Genomic DNA, 19,659 nt, shown 5'->3' with positions numbered 1-19,659 from the left:
TATGGAGTTTATCCACTTTATCGTCGATTTCATTCTGCACATTGACGTGCATCTGGCCGAGCTGGTGGCGCAGTACGGCATCTGGATTTACGCCATTTTGTTCCTGATTCTGTTCTGTGAAACCGGGCTGGTGGTTACGCCGTTCCTGCCGGGTGATTCGCTGCTGTTCGTCGCCGGTGCGCTGGCGGCGCTGCCGGGCAACGACCTCAACGTGCATCTGATGGTGACGCTGCTGGTGATTGCCGCGATCCTCGGCGACGCGGTTAACTACACCATTGGCCGGCTGTTTGGCGAGAAGCTGTTCAGTAACCCGAACTCGAAAATTTTCCGCCGCAGCTACCTCGACAAAACCCACGCGTTTTACGATCGCCACGGCGGCAAAACCATTATACTTGCGCGCTTTGTGCCAATCGTGCGAACCTTTGCCCCCTTTGTGGCGGGAATGGGACACATGTCTTATCGCCACTTCGCGCTCTTTAACGTGACAGGCGCGCTGCTGTGGGTCCTGCTATTCTCCTATGCCGGTTACCTGTTTGGTGACCTGCCGGTGGTGCAGGAAAACCTTAAGTTGCTGATTGTCGGCATCATCATTGTCTCGGTACTGCCAGGCGTGATTGAAGTGTGGCGTCACCGCCGCCAGGCGCGTCAGCACAAGTCGCAGTAAGCCTGTTACCAGATTTTTATCCACAGCGTGAACGGGTTGTGGTTTAATGAGCGACATTTACGGCCTGCTGAAGGTGATTTCAGCAGTAACGACAAGACTGGACCAGGTCAGCATTAAACAGAAAGGTCATCAATGAGCTGGATTGAACGCATACTGAATAAAAGCACTACCACGCCTTCGCGCAAAGCCAGCATCCCGGAAGGGGTGTGGACCAAATGCGATAGCTGTGGTCAGGTGCTGTACCGCGCCGAGCTGGAGCGCAACCTTGAAGTCTGCCCGAAGTGCGACCACCACATGCGTATGCACGCGCGCGAGCGTCTGCATAGCCTGATGGATGAAGGTTCGATGACAGAGCTGGGTAGCGAGCTGGAACCGAAAGACCTGCTCAAGTTCCGCGACTCGAAGAAGTACAAAGATCGTCTGGTTGCGGCACAGAAAGAGACCGGCGAGAAAGATGCGCTGGTGGTAATGAAAGGCCAGCTGCACGGTATGCCGGTGGTGGCTGCCGCGTTTGAGTTCTCCTTTATGGGCGGCTCAATGGGCTCGGTGGTCGGCGCCCGTTTCGTGCGTGCGGTTGAGCAGGCGCTGGAAGACAACTGCCCACTGATCTGCTTCTCCGCCTCTGGCGGTGCGCGTATGCAGGAAGCGCTGCAGTCGCTGATGCAGATGGCGAAAACCAGTGCGGCGCTGGCAAAAATGCAGGAGCGCGGTCTGCCGTATATTTCGGTACTGACTGACCCGACCATGGGTGGCGTCTCCGCCAGCTTCGCGATGCTGGGCGATTTAAACGTCGCAGAGCCAAAAGCGCTGATCGGCTTTGCCGGCCCACGCGTAATTGAACAGACGGTACGTGAAAAGCTGCCGCCGGGCTTCCAGCGCAGTGAGTTCCTGATCGAAAAAGGCGCGATCGACATGATCATCCGTCGTCCGGAAATGCGCTTTAAGCTGGCCAGCCTGCTGGCGAAAATGATGAACCTGCCGGCACCGCTGCAGGATGGTGATCGCCCGACTGCGGCTGAGCCGGAGAGCAACGAAGCCTGACAGGCAACCGAAAGGCGCAGAGTGATGCGCCTTTTTATTCATGCACCACATCGTAAAGAGCTAACAGGGCACATGGACACTCTTCACCTCCCGCAAGCCACGTCGCCTCTGGCCACGTGGCTTCATTATCTTGAGCATCTGCATTCTCAGGCTATCGATCTGGGCCTGGACCGTATTCAGCGCGTCGCCGCACGCCTCGACCTGCTAAAACCCGCTCCGTTTGTCTTCACCGTCGCCGGCACCAACGGCAAAGGCACCACCTGCCGTACGCTGGAAACCCTGCTAATGGCCGCAGGCTATCGCGTTGGCGTCTACAGCTCGCCGCATCTGGTGCGTTACACCGAACGCGTGCGCGTGCAGGGTGCAGAGCTGGATGAAGCCCGGCACAGTGCCAGCTTTGCCGCCATCGAGGCCGGACGCGGCGATATTTCGCTCACCTACTTTGAGTTTGGCACGCTGTCCGCGCTTAATCTGTTCCGTGAAGCGCAGCTGGACGTCGTGATTCTGGAAGTGGGGCTGGGCGGCCGGCTGGATGCGACGAACATTGTCGACGCCGACGTGGCGGTGATCACCAGCATTGCTCTGGACCACACCGACTGGCTGGGGCCGGATCGCGCCAGCATTGGCCGCGAGAAGGCCGGCGTATTCCGCGGCGGTAAACCGGCGGTGGTCGGCGAGGCCGATATGCCCGACACCATTGCTCAGGTGGCCACGGAGAAGGGCGCGCAGCTGTTACAAATTAACCGCGACTGGCAGTGGCAGCGCGAGGGCGACAGCTGGACGCTGCAGGATGCCCAGGGTGAACTGCGCGATCTGCCGCTGCCCCAGGTGCCGCTCCCTAACGCGGCCACCGCCATTGCGGCGCTGCGCGCTTCCGGCCTGACGGTGAGCGAGGCGCTGATTCGTCAGCATCTGCCGCTGGCGATTCTGCCGGGGCGTTTCCAGACAGTCAGCACCGCGCCGCGCGTGATCCTTGATGTGGCACACAATCCGCATGCGGCTTATTATCTGGCTTCACGTCTCGCTGAGCTGCCGGCACACGGCACGGTGCATGCGGTGGTTGGCATGCTGCACGACAAGGATATCGCCGGGACGCTGGCCGCGCTGGCGCCGCAGGTCAACCGCTGGTATTGCGCGCCGCTCGACGGCCCGCGCGGCGCGTCCGCTGATGAGCTGATGGCGCATCTGCAGGGCGGCAGCGCCTGGCAGAGCGTTGAAGCCGCGTGGCAGGCGGCGCGGCAGCAGGCTCAGCCTGACGATGTGATTCTGGTGTGCGGCTCGTTCCACACCGTGGCGCAGGTAATGCAATCGATGGCAGCGGAGAACGGCAGTGGCAAGTAAGTTTCAGAATCGTTTAGTGGGCACGGTGATTCTGGTGGCGATTGGCGTCATCGTGTTACCGGGTCTGCTGGACGGTAAGAAAAAGCATTATAAAGAGGAGTTCGCGGCGATTCCGCTGGTGCCAAAGCCTGACGATCAGCAGGATAGCGAAATGGTGCCGCCGGTGACGCAGCCGCTGCCGTCGCAGCCGCCAGAAGGTGCGAGCGCGGCGCAGCAGGCGCCCGCCAGCAGCGCAACGCAGAGCAGTGCCGCCAGCGGCAGCACGCAGCCAGTGCAGAACAGCCAGCCCAGCGTAGTGACGCCGCCGCCGGTGCATCAGCAGCAGAAGCCGGTTGAGCAGGTGAAGCCGAAGCCGGTCGAGCAGCCGAAGCCTAAACCGGTGGAGCAGCCGAAACCGAAGCCGGCAGAACAACCGAAAGCGACAGAACAGCCAAAAACTACAGAGCAGCCTAAAGCGGCGGAAACGCCGAAGCAGAGCGAGCCGGCCGCGCCAGCAGGACAGGCGTATGTGGTACAGCTCGGCGCGCTGAAGAACGCTGCCAAAGTGAATGAGATCGTGGCGCAGCTGCGGCTCTCCGGCTATCGCGCCTTTACCGTGCCGTCGACGCCGGTGCAGGGGCAGATCACCCGTATTTACGTGGGGCCGGATGCGTCCAAAGCGAAACTGCAGGGCGCACTCGGCGAGCTGAAAGGCATCTCCGGCCTCGGCGGCGTTGTGAAGCCGTACAGCACACGCTGATCAACTGATAAGCCGCGCCGATAGCAGAAACAGGCGCGGCTTTTGGCGTGTTTTTTAGCGAAGCGTTACTGAAAATTTATGGAATATCAGCAGGTTAAATGGCTGACATCAACAAGGGCGAGGAAAGTTTTTTTCATCGCCCTTTTTCTCGGGACAGAACCGGAAAACCCTACGCAAACGTTTTCTTTTTCTGTTAGAATGCGCCCCGAACTGGATGCAGGGGTGCAAATGCACTGTACTGGAAGCGTTCATGATCTGGATTGATTACGTCATTATTGCGGTAGTTGGTTTTTCGGCTCTGGTCAGCCTGATTCGCGGGTTTGTCCGGGAAGCCTTATCTCTTGTTACCTGGGGATGCGCGTTTTTTGTCGCCAGTCATTACTACGCCTACCTTGCAGTCTGGTTTACAGGTTTTGACGACGAACTGGTTCGCAACGGCATCGCCATCGCGGTGTTATTCGTTGCCACCCTGATTGTGGGTGCCATCGTGAACTATGTGATCGGCTCGCTGGTTGAGAAAACCGGCTTGTCGGGAACCGACAGGGTGTTGGGGGTCTGTTTCGGGGCGTTGCGTGGCGTGCTGATTGTATCCGCCATTCTCTTCTTCCTTGATACATTCACCGGCTTTTCAAAAAGTCCGGACTGGCAACAGTCTCAACTCATTCCCCAGTTCAGTTACATCATCAGGTGGTTTTTCGATTACCTGAAAAGCACGTCGAGTTTTTTACCCCGGTAACACCGGGAGTGCGGCTAATGAGGAAATGACAACATGTGCGGTATTGTTGGTATCACCGGTTTTATGCCAGTAAACCAGTCGATCTATGACGCGTTAACGGTGCTGCAGCACCGCGGGCAGGATGCCGCCGGCATTTGTACCATCGATGCGCTGAACTGCTTCCGTCTGCGTAAGGCCAATGGCCTGGTCAGCGACGTGTTTGAAGCGCGCCACATGCAGCGTTTGCAGGGAAATATGGGTATCGGCCACGTGCGTTATCCGACTGCCGGCAGCTCCAGCGCCTCTGAAGCGCAGCCCTTCTACGTGAACTCGCCGTACGGCATCACGCTGGCTCACAACGGTAACCTGACCAACGCCCATGAACTGCGCAAGCAGCTGTTCGAAGTCGGTCGCCGTCATGTTAATACCACCTCAGATTCCGAAATCCTGCTCAACATCTTTGCTCAGGAGCTGGATCGTTTTCAGCACTATCCGCTGGAAGCTGACAACATTTTTGCTGCCGTGGCGGCAGTGCATCAGCAGGTGCGCGGTGCTTACGCCGTGGTGGCGATGATTATCGGTCACGGCATGGTTGCGTTCCGCGATCCTAACGGTATCCGTCCGCTGGTACTGGGCAAGCGTGAGCTGGCCGATGGCCGCACCGAATACATGGTGGCCTCAGAGAGCGTGGCGCTGGATACGCTCGGCTTCGAATTTATTCGTGACGTTGCGCCAGGCGAAGCGGTGTACATCACCGAGCAGGGTCAGCTCTCGACGCGCCAGTGCGCAGAGAACCCGAAAAGCAATCCGTGCCTGTTCGAGTACGTTTACTTTGCGCGTCCGGACTCGTTCCTCGACAAGATCTCCGTCTACAGCGCACGCGTGCGCATGGGCACCAAGCTGGGCGAGAAAATTGCCCGCGAGTGGGAAGATCTTGATATTGACGTGGTGATCCCGATTCCGGAAACCTCGACCGATACCGCGCTGGAGATCGCCCGTATTCTTGATAAGCCGTACCGCCAGGGTTTTGTGAAAAACCGCTACGTGGGCCGTACCTTTATTATGCCGGGCCAGCAGCTGCGCCGCAGTGCGGTGCGCCGTAAGCTCAACGCTAACCGCGCTGAGTTCCGCGATAAAAACGTGCTGCTGGTGGATGACTCGATTGTGCGCGGCACCACCTCTGAGCAGATTATCGAGATGGCGCGTGAAGCGGGCGCGAAGCGCGTCTATCTGGCGTCGGCGGCACCGGAAATCCGCTTCCCTAACGTCTACGGCATCGATATGCCGAGCGCTACCGAGCTGATTGCGCACGGCCGTGAAGTGGAAGAGATTCGTCAGCTGATTAAAGCCGATGCGCTGATTTTCCAGGATCTGCAGGATCTGATCGACGCGGTGCGTGAAGAGAACCCGGATATTGCCCAGTTCGAATGCTCAGTGTTCAACGGCATCTACGTCACCAAAGACGTTGACCTGCAGTATCTGGAATATCTGCAGTCCCTGCGTAACGACGATGCCAAAGCGATTGCGCGTCAGAACGAAGTGGAAAACCTGGAACTGCATAACGAAGGTTAAGGTCAGTCTCAGGCAGACGAAACAGGGCGGGCGCAATCCCGCCCTGTTTGTTTTTGTATTTATGGCGGCGGAGCGGCTATTATTGGCGCACTCTTTTGCAGCAAGGCTGAATTATGAAACGACTCATCATTGGTATTTCCGGCGCCAGCGGCGCGATCTACGGCGTGCGTATGCTGCAGGTGCTGCAACCGTTAGCCGAAGTGGAAACCCATCTGGTGATGAGCCCGGCGGCGCGGCAGACGCTGGCGCTGGAGACCGATTACAGCCTGCGTGACGTGCAGGCACTGGCCGATGTGGTGCACGATGTGCGCGATATCGCCGCCAGCATCTCGTCCGGCTCGTTCAAAACGCTGGGTATGGCAATTCTGCCATGTTCCATGAAGACCCTGTCGGGCATTGTGCACAGCTACAGCGACAGTCTGCTGACGCGCGCCGCCGACGTGGTGCTGAAAGAGCAGCGCCGGCTGGTGCTGTGCGTGCGGGAAACCCCGCTGCATCTCGGTCATCTGCGCATGATGACCACCGCCGCCGAGCTTGGGGCGCTGATTATGCCGCCGGTGCCGGCGTTTTATCACCGCCCGCAGCGCATCGACGATTTGATTGATCAGACGGTCAACCGCGTGCTGGATCAGTTTGATATCGAGCTGCCGGAAGATCTGTTTACCCGCTGGCAGGGTGCATGATGGTGCAATAATGCACTGAATGCGTGCAAAAGCGCGGGGCCGATCACTGTTCGTGCATCTTGTGCACCAAAAGTTAACAATCTCACTTTTTCTTCCTCACACCGCTGTTATATTTCCCTCACAAACTAAGTGCTTGCGTCCCAGATGGACGCGGTATTTAGTGCGCCTGCGCACAGTTTCGCCGATTTGCACAACTGGCATGAAACCTGCAAAACATTCAGCGCAAACACATCACGCACCACATAACAATAAGCACTTCACTTGAGGGTTACCTATGAAAAAGCGAGTTCTGGCTCTTTCTCTGATGCTGGCTATGTCCGGCGCTGCGAGCGTGTTCGCAGCGGTACCGCAGTCGCTGCGCATCGGGACCGATCCAACTTACCCGCCGTTTGAGTCCAAGAACGCGCAGGGCCAGCTGGTTGGCTTTGATATCGACCTGGCCAACGAGATCTGTAAGCGTATCAAGACCAAATGTACTTATGTGGAAAGTGATTTCGATGCGCTGATCCCGTCGCTGAAAGCGAAGAAGATCGACGCCATCATCTCTTCACTCTCGATCACCGAGAAACGTCAGGAAGAGATCGCCTTCTCGGAAAAACTGTATGCAGCGAACGCGCGTTTAGTGGCGCCGAAGGGGTCTAAACTGCAGCCGACCATTGAGTCGCTGAAGGGCAAAAACATCGGCCTGCTGCAGGGCACCACGCAGGAAACCTACGCCAATGAATACTGGCGGCCAAAAGGGGTGACCGTCACGCCGTATGCCAACCAGGATCTGGTGTATCAGGACCTGAACGCTGGTCGTATTGATGCGGCGTTCCAGGATGAGGTGCAGGCGAGCGAAGGCTTCCTTAAGCAGCCGGTCGGGAAAAACTACGCGTTCGCCGGTCCGGCGGTGAAAGATGACAAAATCTTTGGCGTCGGCACCGGTATGGGCCTGCGTAAAGATGACGCCGATCTGAAAGCTGCCATCGACAAAGCCTTTAACGACATGCGCAAAGACGGTACCTACGACAAGATTGCGAAGAAGTACTTTGATTTCAATGTTTACGGCGATTAAGACTCCTGTTCCTGAACGGGTGTATTGAGTCACGCTAACGGGGTCATAACTATTCACTCCGGGCGCTTACTTATGTAAACTCCCGGAGTTCATACGCTTGCCACCATCCTTCCGTGATTCACATCCTGGTCAGGACTGTCCGTGTGTTGTTGGACAGCGTTTGTTTATTTCCCTCACGACAGGATCGAACCCATGTTGTATGGCTATTCTGAAGTAATTCTCAAAGGCACGCTGGTGACCCTTGAGCTGGCGCTCAGCTCGGTGGTGCTGGCCGTGGTGCTGGGCCTGATAGGGGCCGGCGCCAAACTCTCCCGCAATCGCCCGCTGGCGATGATTTTTGAAGGCTACACCACGCTAATCCGTGGCGTGCCCGACCTGGTGCTGATGCTGCTGATCTTTTACGGTCTGCAGATTGCCCTTAACGCCGTGACCGATGCGCTCGGCATGGCGCAGTTTGATATCGACCCGATGGTGGCCGGTATTATTACGCTCGGCTTCATCTACGGTGCTTACTTCACTGAAACCTTCCGTGGCGCGTTTCTCGCGGTGCCGAAAGGGCAGATTGAAGCCGCCACCGCCTTCGGCTTTACCGGCTCGCAAACTTTCCGTCGCATTCTGTTCCCGGCGATGATGCGCTTTGCGCTGCCCGGCATCGGCAACAACTGGCAGGTGATCCTCAAAGCCACCGCGCTGGTGTCGCTGCTCGGCCTTGAAGATGTGGTAAAAGCTACGCAGCTGGCCGGCAAAAGTACCTGGCAACCGTTCTACTTTGCGATTGTTGCCGGGGTGATTTATCTGGTGTTTACCACGCTGTCCAACGGCGTGCTGTGGTGGCTTGAACGTCGCTACTCGGTAGGGGTGAAAAGGGCAGAGTTATGATCGAGATTATTCAGGAGTACTGGAAACAACTGCTCTGGACCGACGGTTACCGTTTTACCGGCGTGGCCATCACGCTGTGGCTGCTGATTCTGTCCGTGGTGATTGGCGGCAGCCTTGCGGTGCTGCTGGCCATCGCGCGCGTCTCGCCAAATCGCTATATCTCCACGCCGGTGTGGCTGTTTACCTATGTGTTTCGCGGCACGCCGCTGTATGTGCAGCTGCTGGTGTTCTATTCCGGCATGTACACGCTGGAGGTGGTGAAAGGCTCCGAGCTGCTGAACGCCTTCTTCCGCAGTGGCCTGAACTGTACGCTGCTGGCATTTACCCTGAACACCTGTGCTTATACCACCGAGATTTTTGCCGGTGCCATTCGCGCCGTGCCACACGGTGAAATCGAAGCCGCGCGCGCCTATGGTTTCTCGCCGTTTAAACTTTACCGCTGCATCATTCTGCCGTCGGCGCTGCGCACCGCGCTGCCCGCCTACAGCAATGAAGTGATTCTGATGCTGCACTCCACCGCGCTGGCGTTCACCGCCACCGTGCCGGATTTGCTAAAAATCGCGCGCGATATCAACTCGGCGACCTATCAGCCGTTCACCGCGTTCGGCATCGCTGCGGTGCTGTACCTGATTATCTCTTACGTGCTGATTAGCCTGTTCCGCCTTGCGGAGCGCCGCTTCCTCGCGCATGTGAAACCCTCTTCGTCGCACTGAGTATGACTATGGCTGAAAATAAATTAAGCGTTACCGAACTGCATAAGCGTTACGGTGAACATGAAGTTCTGAAGGGCGTGTCGCTGCAGGCCAACGCCGGCGATGTGATCAGCATTATTGGCTCGTCCGGTTCCGGGAAAAGTACCTTTTTACGCTGCATCAACTTCCTCGAAAAGCCGAGTGAAGGCACCATCGCGGTTAACAACGAGGCGATAAACCTGGTGCGCGACACCGATGGCCAGCTGAAAGTGGCCAACAAGGAGCAGCTGCGTTCTCTTCGTACCCGGCTGACTATGGTGTTCCAGCACTTCAATTTGTGGAGCCACATGACGGTGCTGGATAACGTTACTGAAGCACCGATTCAGGTGCTGGGGCTGAGCAAAGCCGAAGCGCGCGAGCGGGCAATTAAATACCTCGATAAAGTCGGTATTGATGCGCGCGCGCGTGCCAAATACCCGGTGCATCTGTCAGGCGGCCAGCAGCAGCGTGTCTCGATTGCCCGCGCGCTGGCGATGGAGCCGGAAGTGTTGCTGTTTGACGAACCCACCTCGGCGCTCGATCCGGAGCTGGTAGGCGAAGTGCTGCGCATCATGCAGAAGCTGGCCGAAGAGGGCAAAACCATGGTGGTAGTGACGCACGAGATGGAGTTCGCCCGTCACGTATCCAGCCACGTGATTTTTCTGCATCAGGGCAAAATCGAAGAGCAGGGCGCGCCAGACGAACTGTTCGGCAACCCGAAAAGTCCGCGCCTGCAGCAGTTTTTGAAGGGATCGTTGAAATAGGTTTCTGAACCGTTGCGGCGCAATGTATTGCGCGTTTCCCGGCGATGCGGCGGTTGAATCCGCGCGATACATCGCGCCGCGACGAATCACAGAAATTTTTAATTAATCATGCAGCAGTTTCAGCGCGGTGTCTTCATCCGTCACCAGCCCGGAGATCCAGCCGCCGTGCAGCGCGGCGTGAATCGCTGCGTATTTGCGCGCGCTGCCGGCAAAGCCGATGATATTGCGCTGCGTCTGGCTCTCCAGCAGTACGCTGGTCAGCAGCTCATCGGTTTCGCCGTACACCCGCTCTCCCTGCTGATTGAAAAAATGCCCCAGCATTTCACCCACCACGCCGCGCGCGTTGAGCGCTTCTACCTGCGCATCGGTGATAAAGCCTTCGGCATTGAGCGGGCAGCCCGGCATCACTTCGCCAATGCCGACAAACGCCACGTTCGCCTGCAGCGCACGCTGGGTGACGCGCTGATAGACCTGATGCTGCACCCACATCGTCTTATCCTGCGGCGTGTCAGCATACAGCGGCGCCGGAATGAAGAAATATTTGCCCTGCATCTTCTCCGCCATTTTCAGCGGTACGTCGTAGCGGGTACCGGAATCGTCACGCGCAATCGCGCCGATCATCGACACACACTGATGCTGTGGCCGTTCAACCCACGGCAGCGCATCAATCATTGAGCGCAGCGTTTTGCCGGAACCGATGCCAAATACCTGCGGGGTCTCTTCGTTGATAAACTGCGCCATCACCGCCGCGCCTTCCACCGCCAGCATTTGCTGAATCGCCTCATCATCCAGCCCGGCTGACGGCACCACGCGGCACAGCGTCAGACCAAACTTTTGTTCGATCTCGCGCGCCAGATGCAGGCAGTGCGTGACCGGATGGTCGATCTTCACGCTGACCATGCCCAATTCACGCGCGCTGGAAACCAGCCGCTGCGCCACCTGCCGCGATAAGCCCAGCGCGCGCGCAATCTCCTGCTGCGTGACGCCTGCCACGTAATACATCCACGCTGCCCGCGCCGCCAGCTCCTGCTTCTTCTCTTCTCTGCTCATCGCCTTGTTCCGTCAAACTCCGATGCGTCAGTTTATCGCGTCTTGCCCCTGAAGCGTTAACTGAGCAAAAGCCCTAAAAAAGAGCAAAAGTATTAAATGTGATGGATCTCGCAGAACGATCGCCCCGCCGGCGACTATGCTACGCCTCATCGGGCAAATGCCCTGAATTGTGGCAAATGTTTATTTTGAGGCGACTATGACGACGAAATCAGTGTGGATGCATATCGGTGCAGGCTCTTTTCACCGCGCGCATCAGGCGTGGTATCTGCACCAGCTGCGCCAGCAGGGCGATGACAGCTGGAGCATCGCGCTCGGCAACATCCGCGGCGATGCGGTAGCGCTGCTTGATCAGCTGCAGGCGCAAAACGGCGAGTACGTGCTGGAAACCGTGACGCCGGAGGGCGAGCGCGCGTATGAAACCATCACTTCGCTGCGCACCATCCTGCCGTGGGACGCGGAGATCAGTGCGCTGGTGGCACAGGGCGCCAGCGCTGAGACAAAAGTGATCGGTTTTACCGTGACCGAAGCGGGTTACTACCTGACGCCGGCGCATGAACTCGATCTCAGCCAGGCGGATATCCAGGCCGATCTCCGTGGTGAGGCGCGCACTATTTACGGCGCGCTGACCCGCATTCTGCGCCAGCGCGTGGCCAGCGGCGGTGCGCCGGTCACGCTGCTCAACTGCGACAACCTGCGTCACAACGGCGAACGTTTCCGTCACGGCATGCTGGCGTTTCTCGCCGCGCAGGGCGACAGTGTGCTGGCCAGCTGGGTGCGCGATAACACCACTTCGCCAAACACCATGGTGGATCGCATCACGCCGCGCCCCACGCCGGATGTTGCCGAACGCGTCAAAGCGGCCACCGGCAAAGACGATGGCGCGGCGGTGATGGCGGAATCGTTTATCCAGTGGGTGATTGAGGATGATTTCATCGCCGGACGCCCGGCGATGGAAAAGGTGGGCGTGGAGCTGGTGGCGTCGGTGCTGCCGTGGGAAGAGGCGAAAATCCGCATCCTCAACGCCACGCACGCGGCGATTGCCTGGGCCGGCACGCTCACCGGCCATGACTACATTGATGACAGCACGCGTCAGCCTGCGATTTATCAGCTGGCGTACGACTACATCACGCAGGACGTGATCCCGTCACTGTCGCCCAGCCCGCTCGATCTGGCGGATTACCGCGATGTGGTGCTGGCGCGCTTTAGCAATCCCTACATCAAAGACACCAACCAGCGCGTTGGTGCCGATGGACTGTCGAAGATTCCCGGCATGGTGACGCCGACGCTGCGCGAATGCTATCAGCGCGGCGCAGAACCGACCGCTACCGCCGTGCTGCCGGCGCTGTTCTACCTGTTCCTGCAACGCTGGGCCAGCAACCAGCTGCCGTATGCCTATCAGGATGGCGTGCTCAATGCTGACGCGCTGCGCCAGCAGCTGAGCGGCGATAATGCGCTACAAACCTTCCTCAGCGACCGCGCGCTGTTTGCCGAACTGGCCGATGACCGCGCTTTTCATGCGCTGGTGACGCACAGCGTAGACGCCATTGAGCAGCAACTGCTGCAGCCGGCGACGGTGTAAGGAGCGCACAGCATGTATCTCGGCATTGATATTGGCACCTCTGAACTCAAAGCGCTGATTGTTAACCCGCAGGGCGAGATTGTGGCGTCGAATCACGCCACGCTCAGCGTGCAGCGTCCGCATCCGCACTGGGCGGAGCAGGATCCCGAGCGCTGGTGGCAGGCGTGTGGTCAGGCGATCGCCGGGCTGCGCCAGCAGGCGCCGGACGCGTGGGCCGCAATTCGCGCCATCGGTCTCTCCGGTCAGATGCACGGCGCCGTGCTGCTGGATGCCGCCGGTGAGGTGCTGCGGCCGTGCATATTGTGGAACGACACGCGCAGCGCGGCGCAGTGTGATGCGCTGCGCCAGCAGCATCCGCAGATGATGGAAATCGCCGCCAACCTGATTATGCCCGGCTTTACCGCGCCGAAACTGCACTGGGTGGCGAAACATGAGCCCGAAATCTTCCGCCGCATCGACAAGGTGTTGCTGCCGAAGGACTACCTGCGCTGGCGTCTGACCGGGCGCTTTGTCAGCGAGCCGTCGGACGCCGCCGGTACGCTGTGGCTCGACGTGGCGCAGCGCGACTGGTCTGACGCACTGCTGGCAATTAGCGGGCTGACGCGCGCACAGATGCCCGAACTGGTTGAGGGCAGCGCGGTCAGCGCCACGCTGCGCGCCGATCTGGCCAGCGAATGGGGTTTAGCCGCCACGGTGAGCGTGGCCGGCGGCGGCGGTGATAATGCCGCGTCGGCGGTGGGCGTCGGTGCGGTTAATGCGGGCGATGCCTTTATCTCGCTCGGCACGTCGGGCGTGATTTTTGTGGTTAACGATCGGCTGCGCGCCGATCCGCAATCCGGCGTGCACGCTTTCTGCCATGCGCTGCCGGGACGCTGGCACCAGATGAGCGTGATGCTCAGCGCCGCCAGCTGTCTGCGCTGGCTGTGCAATCTGCTGTCGGTCACCGAAAGCCAGCTGATGGACGAGATGGCACAGCTCAGTGCGGAACAGCTGCGTCAGGCACCGCTGTTTCTGCCGTATCTCTCTGGTGAACGCACGCCGCATAACGATCCGCAGGCGACCGGAGCATTTTTCCATTTACGCCACGAAACGCCGCGCGCGCTGCTCGGCTATGCGGTGATTGAGGGCGTGGCGTTTGGCCTGGCGGATGGTCTGGCGGTGCTGGGCGATACGCAGCAGCAGATTCAGCAGTGCAGCCTGACCGGCGGCGGCGCGCGCAGCACGCTGTGGGCGCAGCTGATTGCCGACGTGCTGCAGCTGCCGATAGTGACCCATCCGGCCAGCGCCTCCGGCGCGCTGGGTGCGGCGCGACTGGCGTGGCTGGCCGACGGCGGCAGCGAAGCCGACGTGTGCCTGAAGCCGCCGGTGCAGGCGCGCTATCAGCCCGATGCGGCGCGCGGGGCCGTGCTGCAGCAGCGGCTGCGCCTGTTCCGTGAACTCTATGTACAACAACAGCAGGCGCGCGCGTTGCTGCCTGCCTGATCGGATTAGCGAACGGAAGGAAGATTGTCATGCAATCGAACGCATACTGGTTTGGCTTACCGAAAAAGATGTTCTGGGGCTTTCTGGCGATCGCCATTTTCATGGCCGGCGACGGCTTCGAAATGGCGTTTCTCTCGCGCCACATCACTGACATGGGCTTTTCGCCGGCCCAGTCGGCGGTAGTGTTTACGTTTTACGGCCTGGCCGCCGCGCTGGCGGCGTGGGCCTCCGGCGTGGTGGCGGAGCTGATTACGCCGCAGCGCGCCATGATGATTGGCTTTGTGCTGTGGATCGTCATGCATGCGCTGTTTATGTCGCTGGGGCTCGGGCTGCGTAACTATCCGCTGATGGTACTGTTCTACGGTATTCGCGGACTGGCCTATCCGCTGTTTATCTACTCGTTCATGATGATGCTGGTGCAGGTGCTGCCGCGTGACAAGCTGGCCGCCGCCACCGGCTGGTTCTGGGCGATGTACTCAGTGGGGATTGGCGTGGTGGGCAGCTATCTGCCGAGCCTGACCATCCCGATGCTGGGCGAAACCGGCACCTTATGGCTGGCGATTGTCTGGGTGGCGTGCGGCGGCGTGCTGGCCTACTTCAGCCTGCGCAACGTGCCGGTGGACCGTTCCCGCGTTAATCTGCCGCTGCGCGATAAGATGACGGAGATGTCGCGTGCCGTAACCATTCTGTTCACCAACCAGCATGTGTTTTATGCCTGCCTGATCCGCATCATCAATACGCTGTCGCTGTTCGGTTTTGCCATCATCATGCCGCTGCTGTTTGTCGATCGGCTCGGCTTTACCATCTCCGAATGGCTGCAGATTTGGGCGGTGTTTTTCTTCGTCACCATCTTTACCAATATTTTCTGGGGCATTACCGGTGAGAAGCTGGGCTGGATCCGTCAGGTGCGCTGGTTCGGCTGTCTCGGTATGGCGATCTCCAGCCTGGCGTTTTACTACCTGCCGCTGTATGCCGGGCATAACTTCTGGGTGGCGCTGATTCCGGCGATCATGCTGGGGATCTTTGTCGCTGCCTTTGTGCCAATGACCGCGGTGTTCCCGACGCTGGAACCGCATCATAAGGGCGCAGCGGTATCGATTTACAATCTGTCGGCCGGGCTGAGTAACTTTGTTGCCCCGGCGATTGCCTCGCTGCTGCTGCCGTTCTTCGATATCGTCGGGGTGGTGTGGGCCTATACCGCGCTCTACCTATTCGCCGGCGTGCTGACCTTTATTATCCGTGTGCCGCAGCCGGGACACACGCGGGAAGCGTCAGCGGTGAAGTCGTCGGTGGTGCAGCAGCGCAGCTAAAGCTGAGCCTGTCGCACCGGCAGCCGCCGCTGCCGGTGCTGACACGGCGCTATTCCAGCTTCTGTTTCACTTTCTTCACGTCGTCAGCGCTGACCGGTGCGGCGGCATTTCCCCAGCTGTTGCGGATGTAGCTCACCACTGCGGCGATCTCCTCATCACCCAGCGTGCCGGCAAAGGCCGGCATTGCCGGTGCCGTGGGGCGGGCATCAGTATCGACACCGCGACTGCCGGCGGCGACCACCCGAATCAGCGAGGTAGCATCCTCCTGATTGAGCAACGGATTGTCCGCCAGCTGCGGGAAGATATTCTTCTCACCGCGACCGCCCGGGCTGTGGCAGGCTGAACACTTCGCCGCATAGATTTGCGCGCCCAGCTTCATGCGATCGTCCGTCGCGGCAAGTGCGGCGGGCGCTTTCTCATCACGCGATTCCCCGCTTTTCAGGTACACCGCCACCGCCTGCAGATCTTCATCGCGCCAGTGCTGCGTGGAGTGACGCACCGCGTCGGCCATCGGACCGGAAGCGATATCGAAACGGTTCACGCCGGTACGCAGGTAGCTGACGATATCCTGCTGGCTCCATTTGCCCAGCCCGCTGTGCGGGTTCGCGGTGATATCCGGCGCCATCCAGCCTTCGACCACTTCACCACGCAGGAACGCGCCGTTTTTATCGCCGCCGAGCAGGTTTTTCGGCGTGTGGCAGGTGCCGCAGTGGCCCGCGCCCTGCACCAGATACGCACCGCGATTCCACTGGGCGGATTGACGGGCGTCCGGCTGGAACGCGCCCTGGTCAAAGTTGATCCAGTTCCACACCATCAGGCTGGTACGGATGTTGAAAGGGAAGGGCAGCTGATTGGTCTCGACCGGGTTGTGTATCGGCTGCAGCGTCTGCATCCATGCCCACAAATCCTGCAGATCCTTATCCGACATTTTGGTGTACGCGGTGAACGGCATCGCGCCGTACAGCCGCTTGCCGCCGTGGCCGATACCCTCGGTCATGGCGCGGCGGAAATCTTCATAGCGCCAGTTGCCGATGCCGGTTTCGCGGTCCGGCGTGATGTTAGCGCCGACCAGCGTACCAAACGGCGTCTGCAACCTGACGCCCCCGGCAAACGGCTGCTGCGGATCGGCGGTGTGGCAGGCGGTGCAGTCCGCCAGCGTGGCGATATAGCTGCCGCGCGCGTACTGATCGTATTCCGGCTGGGCGTGAGACACAAAGCTGGTGAGCAGCAGCGCGGCAGCGCACAGAGAGAGGCGTGTTTTCATGCGGTAATCATCTCCCCGGGACGTTGCAGATAGTAGTGACGAATCGCATGCGCCGCTTTGAATGCCAGCGCGCCGACGGTGCCGGTCGGGTTATAGCCCGGGTTTTGCGGAAAGGCTGACGCGCCCACCACGAACAGGTTCGGTACATCCCACACCTGCAGATGTTTATTGACCGAGCTGGTTGAGGGATCGCTGCCCATGATAAAGCCGCCAACCACGTGCGACGACTGATACGGCACGCTGCTCCAGTGGCCGGTCATCGGTTTGACAATCATCTCGCGCGGGTTCATCGATTTAGCGATTTCCGCCACTTTACCCGTGCAGTACTGCGCCATTTTCAGATCGTTCGCCGCAAAGTCGAAGGTAATGCGCAGCAGCGGCCGGCCGTGCGGATCTTTGTAGTTGGGATCCAGCGACAGATAGTTGGTGCGCGTGGTGTAGCTGCTGGCCTCGCAGCCAATCGACATGGTGCTGAGGTAGTTATCTTTCAGCGCGCGTTTCCACTTCGAGCCCCATTTGGGCGTGTTGGGCGGCAGCGGCCGGTAGCCAATCGGTGCCGAGCCGATGGGCGTCACGCGGATGCTGCCGCCGCCGAAGAAGCCCAGACCGCTGTGGTCAAAATTATCATTATTAAATTCATCAATGCCCATGCCCACCGCGCCGGCACCGATAAACGGGTTAAAGTTTTTGTTGTCAAAAAACAGCGTGACGCCGTTGGCGGTCTGGTAGGCGTAATTGCGACCGGTGGTGCCTTTATTGGTGACCGGATCATAAGCCTGGCCAATGCCGGAGAGCAGCATCAGGCGCACGTTTTCAAAGGTAAAGGCGGCGACGATCACCAGATCGGCTGGCTGTTCCCACTTATCGCCGGAGGAATCAATGTAGGTGACACCGGTGGCCTGTTTGCCGCTGGCATCGGTCAGCACTTCCAGCACTTCGCAGTTGGTATACGCGGTAAAGTTCTCTTTGCGCATCAGCGCCGGCAGCACGGTGGTGATGGCGCTGGCTTTCGAGTAGTTGGCGCAGCCGTAGTTGGTGCAGAAGCCGCAGAAGGTGCAGGGACCCATGGTGACGCCATAGGGATTGGTGTACGCCTCGGAGACCAGCGAGGAGGGCACCGGAAACGGCTGGTAGCCGAGATTTTTTGCTGCTTCGGCAAACAGCGTCGGACCATAGGGCTGGCGCAGCGGCGGCGTCGGATAGTCGGCCGAACGGGCACCTTCGAACGGATTGCCGCCCGCCCGTTTCTGTCCCTGAATATTACCGGCGTAACCCGAGGTGCCGGCCACGCGCTCAAACTGCATGTAGTGCGGCTCCATCTCTTCCCAGCTGGTGCCCCAGTCCTGCAGCACCAGCTCATCCGGAATGGCACTGGCACCGTAGCGTTCGGTCAGGTGGCTTTTCAGGCGAAACTCTTCCGGCTGAAAGCGAAAGGTAATGCCAGCCCAGTGATTGCCCGCGCCGCCGGTGCCGTTGCCCGGATGGACGAGCCCCAGGTGCGCATCGGCAGGGCGGTTTGCGACGGATTGTTGCGCATGGTGCAGGTGTTCTGCCGCGTACGCAGCATCAGCTCTTCGCGCATCACGTAGCGCAACTCGTCGGTGACGGTGCCAATATTGAAGTCGCGCGCGGTGTCGCGCCACGGGCCGCGCTCAATGCCGATCACTTCCAGACCTTCGTCGGCCAGTTCATTGGCGATAATCGATCCGGCCCAGCCGAGACCAATCACCACCACATCGGTTTTCGGTAATTTTTTCATCGCTTATCCCCGTGCTTTCCATTGCGCAATGCTGATCGGCTCTAAGCCTAGATTTTCGTTATGGCGCTCAATGTATTCGCGATAGTCGTAGCGCGCGCCGGGAAAGCCCAGCATCTTCCACGACACCATGTCTTTGTTGCCGCCGTAGATCGGATCGGCAAAGAAACCTTCCATGGTGTTGTTCAGCACCTCAAGAAACAGCGACTGCGCATCAAAGCCGCTGAAATGCACCTTTCCGGCCTCCATGTCTGCCAGCAGCGCGTCCTGCTGCGCTGGCGTCAGATCGACAAAGTTCTTTTGCGAGGTTTGCTGCACGTAGCGGTTGAGCGCCGCCAGCCCCTGGCGATAGCGCTGTTGCGGCACCAGCGGCGACTGGTCGCCCTGCTCGGTGGTGCCCTGCTGAAACGGGCCCTGCATGTAGAGGCGTTCGAAGGTGCCATAAAAGCCGTGCAGCTGGCGGTCGATAAAGACAGCGCAGCCGGCTTCTTTGCCGCCCACGCTCAGCTCGTCCGCCGGAATAATGCGGTCAACCATGGCTTCTACGGTGCGCGCTTCTTCATCGGTGAAGAACAGCCAGCCCTGAGCCTGGAACTGTTCTGGTGGGTTATCGGCGAAGGGTGTCCAGCCGGGAGCGCCCTTGAGGGAGACGGCATCGGCGGCGCGGGTGACGCCAGCGGCAACGCCCAGCGTCGACCAGGTCAGGACCTGGCGTCGTGTGACACCGGGCAGGGTTTTGGCTCGTTTTTTCATTATCGCTTCCAGACAGAGTAACAAGATAAGGCGTAACCGGCCGGCGTGCGCGGCGGCACAGCGGTCCGGAATCTTCAGTTTTTGTAAATTTTTATGGCGAATGTTAACTGTAGACGGGCTGGGTGGTGGCGACCAATAACCGCACAAAAAAGTGCACTATTTGATAATCCGCCGGTTATTTCCTGAACTAAGCGCTACGTTAAATCTGCAGGCTTCGCTTGAACTCAGCGCGATGGCTGCCAGGCTTAACCGTTTCAACCACGAAATAACCAGGAGGAA

At 59.3% G+C, this 19,659-nt stretch carries 17 protein-coding genes and 1 pseudogene; 14 read left to right on the top strand and 4 right to left on the bottom strand.

The genetic code is table 11. From position 1 onward, the window contains the following. The first annotated feature begins 1 nt into the window (after position 1). The 11 genes from KOL70_RS08875 to hisP all read left to right on the top strand — a co-directional run bounded on the left by KOL70_RS08875 (position 2) and on the right by hisP (position 10,186). Positions 2 to 664 carry a DedA family protein gene (locus KOL70_RS08875; RefSeq protein WP_010617492.1) on the top strand — a complete coding sequence of 221 codons (663 nt, stop codon included), beginning with the start codon at positions 2 to 4 and terminating at the stop codon, positions 662 to 664. A 132-nt stretch (positions 665 to 796) separates the two neighbouring features. Beyond that, positions 797 to 1,705: an acetyl-CoA carboxylase, carboxyltransferase subunit beta gene (gene accD, locus KOL70_RS08870; RefSeq protein WP_021509178.1), complete on the top strand. Its 909-nt coding sequence runs from the start codon at positions 797 to 799 to the stop codon at positions 1,703 to 1,705. A gap of 72 nt (positions 1,706 to 1,777) precedes the next feature. After that, the gene (gene folC / locus KOL70_RS08865; RefSeq protein WP_215480525.1) at positions 1,778 to 3,046 is read left to right on the top strand and encodes a bifunctional tetrahydrofolate synthase/dihydrofolate synthase; all 1,269 of its coding nucleotides are present in this window, start codon (positions 1,778 to 1,780) and stop codon (positions 3,044 to 3,046) included. Further along, entirely contained in the window at positions 3,036 to 3,785 is a 750-nt protein-coding gene (gene dedD / locus KOL70_RS08860) for a cell division protein DedD (protein WP_215480524.1), read from the top strand. Before folC ends, dedD begins: the two co-directional genes overlap by 11 nt. 250 nt (positions 3,786 to 4,035) lie before the next feature. Next, positions 4,036 to 4,521 carry a colicin V production protein gene (gene cvpA / locus KOL70_RS08855; protein ID WP_021509181.1) on the top strand — a complete coding sequence of 162 codons (486 nt, stop codon included), beginning with the start codon at positions 4,036 to 4,038 and terminating at the stop codon, positions 4,519 to 4,521. A gap of 33 nt (positions 4,522 to 4,554) precedes the next feature. Next, positions 4,555 to 6,072 carry an amidophosphoribosyltransferase gene (purF, locus tag KOL70_RS08850; protein WP_021509182.1) on the top strand — a complete coding sequence of 506 codons (1,518 nt, stop codon included), beginning with the start codon at positions 4,555 to 4,557 and terminating at the stop codon, positions 6,070 to 6,072. Between the two features lie 113 nt (positions 6,073 to 6,185). Then, a complete protein-coding gene (locus KOL70_RS08845) occupies positions 6,186 to 6,755 on the top strand; it encodes a UbiX family flavin prenyltransferase (RefSeq protein WP_058769895.1) in 570 nt (189 codons plus the stop codon). 274 nt (positions 6,756 to 7,029) lie between these two features. After that, a complete protein-coding gene (gene argT / locus KOL70_RS08840) occupies positions 7,030 to 7,812 on the top strand; it encodes a lysine/arginine/ornithine ABC transporter substrate-binding protein ArgT (RefSeq protein ID WP_031280032.1) in 783 nt (260 codons plus the stop codon). Positions 7,813 to 8,004: 192 nt separating this feature from the next. Next, positions 8,005 to 8,691, top strand: coding sequence for a histidine ABC transporter permease HisQ (locus KOL70_RS08835; protein ID WP_021509185.1), 687 nt, complete (start codon positions 8,005 to 8,007; stop codon positions 8,689 to 8,691). After that, positions 8,688 to 9,404 (top strand): ABC transporter permease, encoded by a 717-nt coding sequence (locus KOL70_RS08830; RefSeq protein ID WP_021509186.1) that lies wholly within the window; start codon positions 8,688 to 8,690, stop codon positions 9,402 to 9,404. Before KOL70_RS08835 ends, KOL70_RS08830 begins: the two co-directional genes overlap by 4 nt. A gap of 8 nt (positions 9,405 to 9,412) precedes the next feature. Beyond that, positions 9,413 to 10,186, top strand: coding sequence for a histidine ABC transporter ATP-binding protein HisP (gene hisP / locus KOL70_RS08825; protein ID WP_021509187.1), 774 nt, complete (start codon positions 9,413 to 9,415; stop codon positions 10,184 to 10,186). 102 nt (positions 10,187 to 10,288) lie between these two features. Here hisP and KOL70_RS08820 read toward each other — a convergent pair whose 3' ends face one another. Next, complete coding sequence (locus KOL70_RS08820; RefSeq protein ID WP_215480523.1) at positions 10,289 to 11,236, bottom strand: sugar-binding transcriptional regulator; 948 nt, start codon at positions 11,234 to 11,236, stop codon at positions 10,289 to 10,291. A 196-nt stretch (positions 11,237 to 11,432) separates the two neighbouring features. On the opposite strand from KOL70_RS08820, the gene dalD reads away from it, so the two are divergent. Genes dalD through KOL70_RS08805 form a run of 3 tightly spaced genes read left to right on the top strand, consistent with a single transcriptional unit; the run spans position 11,433 to position 15,607 of the window. Further along, complete coding sequence (gene dalD / locus KOL70_RS08815; RefSeq protein ID WP_215480522.1) at positions 11,433 to 12,815, top strand: D-arabinitol 4-dehydrogenase; 1,383 nt, start codon at positions 11,433 to 11,435, stop codon at positions 12,813 to 12,815. Positions 12,816 to 12,827: 12 nt separating this feature from the next. Beyond that, a complete protein-coding gene (gene xylB, locus KOL70_RS08810) occupies positions 12,828 to 14,297 on the top strand; it encodes a xylulokinase (protein ID WP_215480521.1) in 1,470 nt (489 codons plus the stop codon). 29 nt (positions 14,298 to 14,326) lie between these two features. Then, positions 14,327 to 15,607, top strand: a complete 1,281-nt coding sequence (locus KOL70_RS08805) for an MFS transporter (protein WP_021509191.1) — start codon at positions 14,327 to 14,329, stop codon at positions 15,605 to 15,607. Positions 15,608 to 15,656: 49 nt separating this feature from the next. Here KOL70_RS08805 and KOL70_RS08800 read toward each other — a convergent pair whose 3' ends face one another. The 3 genes and pseudogenes from KOL70_RS08800 to KOL70_RS08790 all read right to left on the bottom strand — a co-directional run bounded on the left by KOL70_RS08800 (position 15,657) and on the right by KOL70_RS08790 (position 19,380). Beyond that, positions 15,657 to 16,871, bottom strand: a complete 1,215-nt coding sequence (locus KOL70_RS08800) for a cytochrome c (protein WP_058758428.1) — start codon at positions 16,869 to 16,871, stop codon at positions 15,657 to 15,659. Then, positions 16,868 to 18,630 (bottom strand): annotated as a pseudogene (locus KOL70_RS08795) (GMC family oxidoreductase). The gene KOL70_RS08800 and the pseudogene KOL70_RS08795 overlap by 4 nt, the downstream one beginning before the upstream one ends. Before the next feature lie 3 nt (positions 18,631 to 18,633). Then, positions 18,634 to 19,380, bottom strand: coding sequence for a gluconate 2-dehydrogenase subunit 3 family protein (locus KOL70_RS08790; protein ID WP_215480520.1), 747 nt, complete (start codon positions 19,378 to 19,380; stop codon positions 18,634 to 18,636). Between the last annotated feature and the right edge of the window lie 279 nt (positions 19,381 to 19,659).

It is taken from the genome of Pantoea sp. B270 (assembly GCF_018726825.1).
GTDB lineage: Bacteria > Pseudomonadota > Gammaproteobacteria > Enterobacterales > Enterobacteriaceae > Pantoea > Pantoea dispersa.
The sequence above is the reverse complement of the archived record's forward strand: the minus strand, read 5'-3'. Positions and strand labels throughout refer to the sequence as shown.

Coding starts and splice junctions, on each gene's coding strand:
- KOL70_RS08835 (WP_021509185.1), top strand. CDS start 8,005: ATGTTGTATGGCTATTCTGAAGTAATTCTCAAAGGCACGCTGGTGACC.
- KOL70_RS08845 (WP_058769895.1), top strand. CDS start 6,186: ATGAAACGACTCATCATTGGTATTTCCGGCGCCAGCGGCGCGATCTAC.
- KOL70_RS08800 (WP_058758428.1), bottom strand. CDS start 16,871: ATGAAAACACGCCTCTCTCTGTGCGCTGCCGCGCTGCTGCTCACCAGC.
- KOL70_RS08820 (WP_215480523.1), bottom strand. CDS start 11,236: ATGAGCAGAGAAGAGAAGAAGCAGGAGCTGGCGGCGCGGGCAGCGTGG.
- xylB (WP_215480521.1), top strand. CDS start 12,828: ATGTATCTCGGCATTGATATTGGCACCTCTGAACTCAAAGCGCTGATT.
- KOL70_RS08805 (WP_021509191.1), top strand. CDS start 14,327: ATGCAATCGAACGCATACTGGTTTGGCTTACCGAAAAAGATGTTCTGG.
- folC (WP_215480525.1), top strand. CDS start 1,778: ATGGACACTCTTCACCTCCCGCAAGCCACGTCGCCTCTGGCCACGTGG.
- KOL70_RS08875 (WP_010617492.1), top strand. CDS start 2: ATGGAGTTTATCCACTTTATCGTCGATTTCATTCTGCACATTGACGTG.
- KOL70_RS08830 (WP_021509186.1), top strand. CDS start 8,688: ATGATCGAGATTATTCAGGAGTACTGGAAACAACTGCTCTGGACCGAC.
- argT (WP_031280032.1), top strand. CDS start 7,030: ATGAAAAAGCGAGTTCTGGCTCTTTCTCTGATGCTGGCTATGTCCGGC.
- accD (WP_021509178.1), top strand. CDS start 797: ATGAGCTGGATTGAACGCATACTGAATAAAAGCACTACCACGCCTTCG.
- dalD (WP_215480522.1), top strand. CDS start 11,433: ATGACGACGAAATCAGTGTGGATGCATATCGGTGCAGGCTCTTTTCAC.
- hisP (WP_021509187.1), top strand. CDS start 9,413: ATGGCTGAAAATAAATTAAGCGTTACCGAACTGCATAAGCGTTACGGT.
- KOL70_RS08790 (WP_215480520.1), bottom strand. CDS start 19,380: ATGAAAAAACGAGCCAAAACCCTGCCCGGTGTCACACGACGCCAGGTC.
- cvpA (WP_021509181.1), top strand. CDS start 4,036: ATGATCTGGATTGATTACGTCATTATTGCGGTAGTTGGTTTTTCGGCT.
- purF (WP_021509182.1), top strand. CDS start 4,555: ATGTGCGGTATTGTTGGTATCACCGGTTTTATGCCAGTAAACCAGTCG.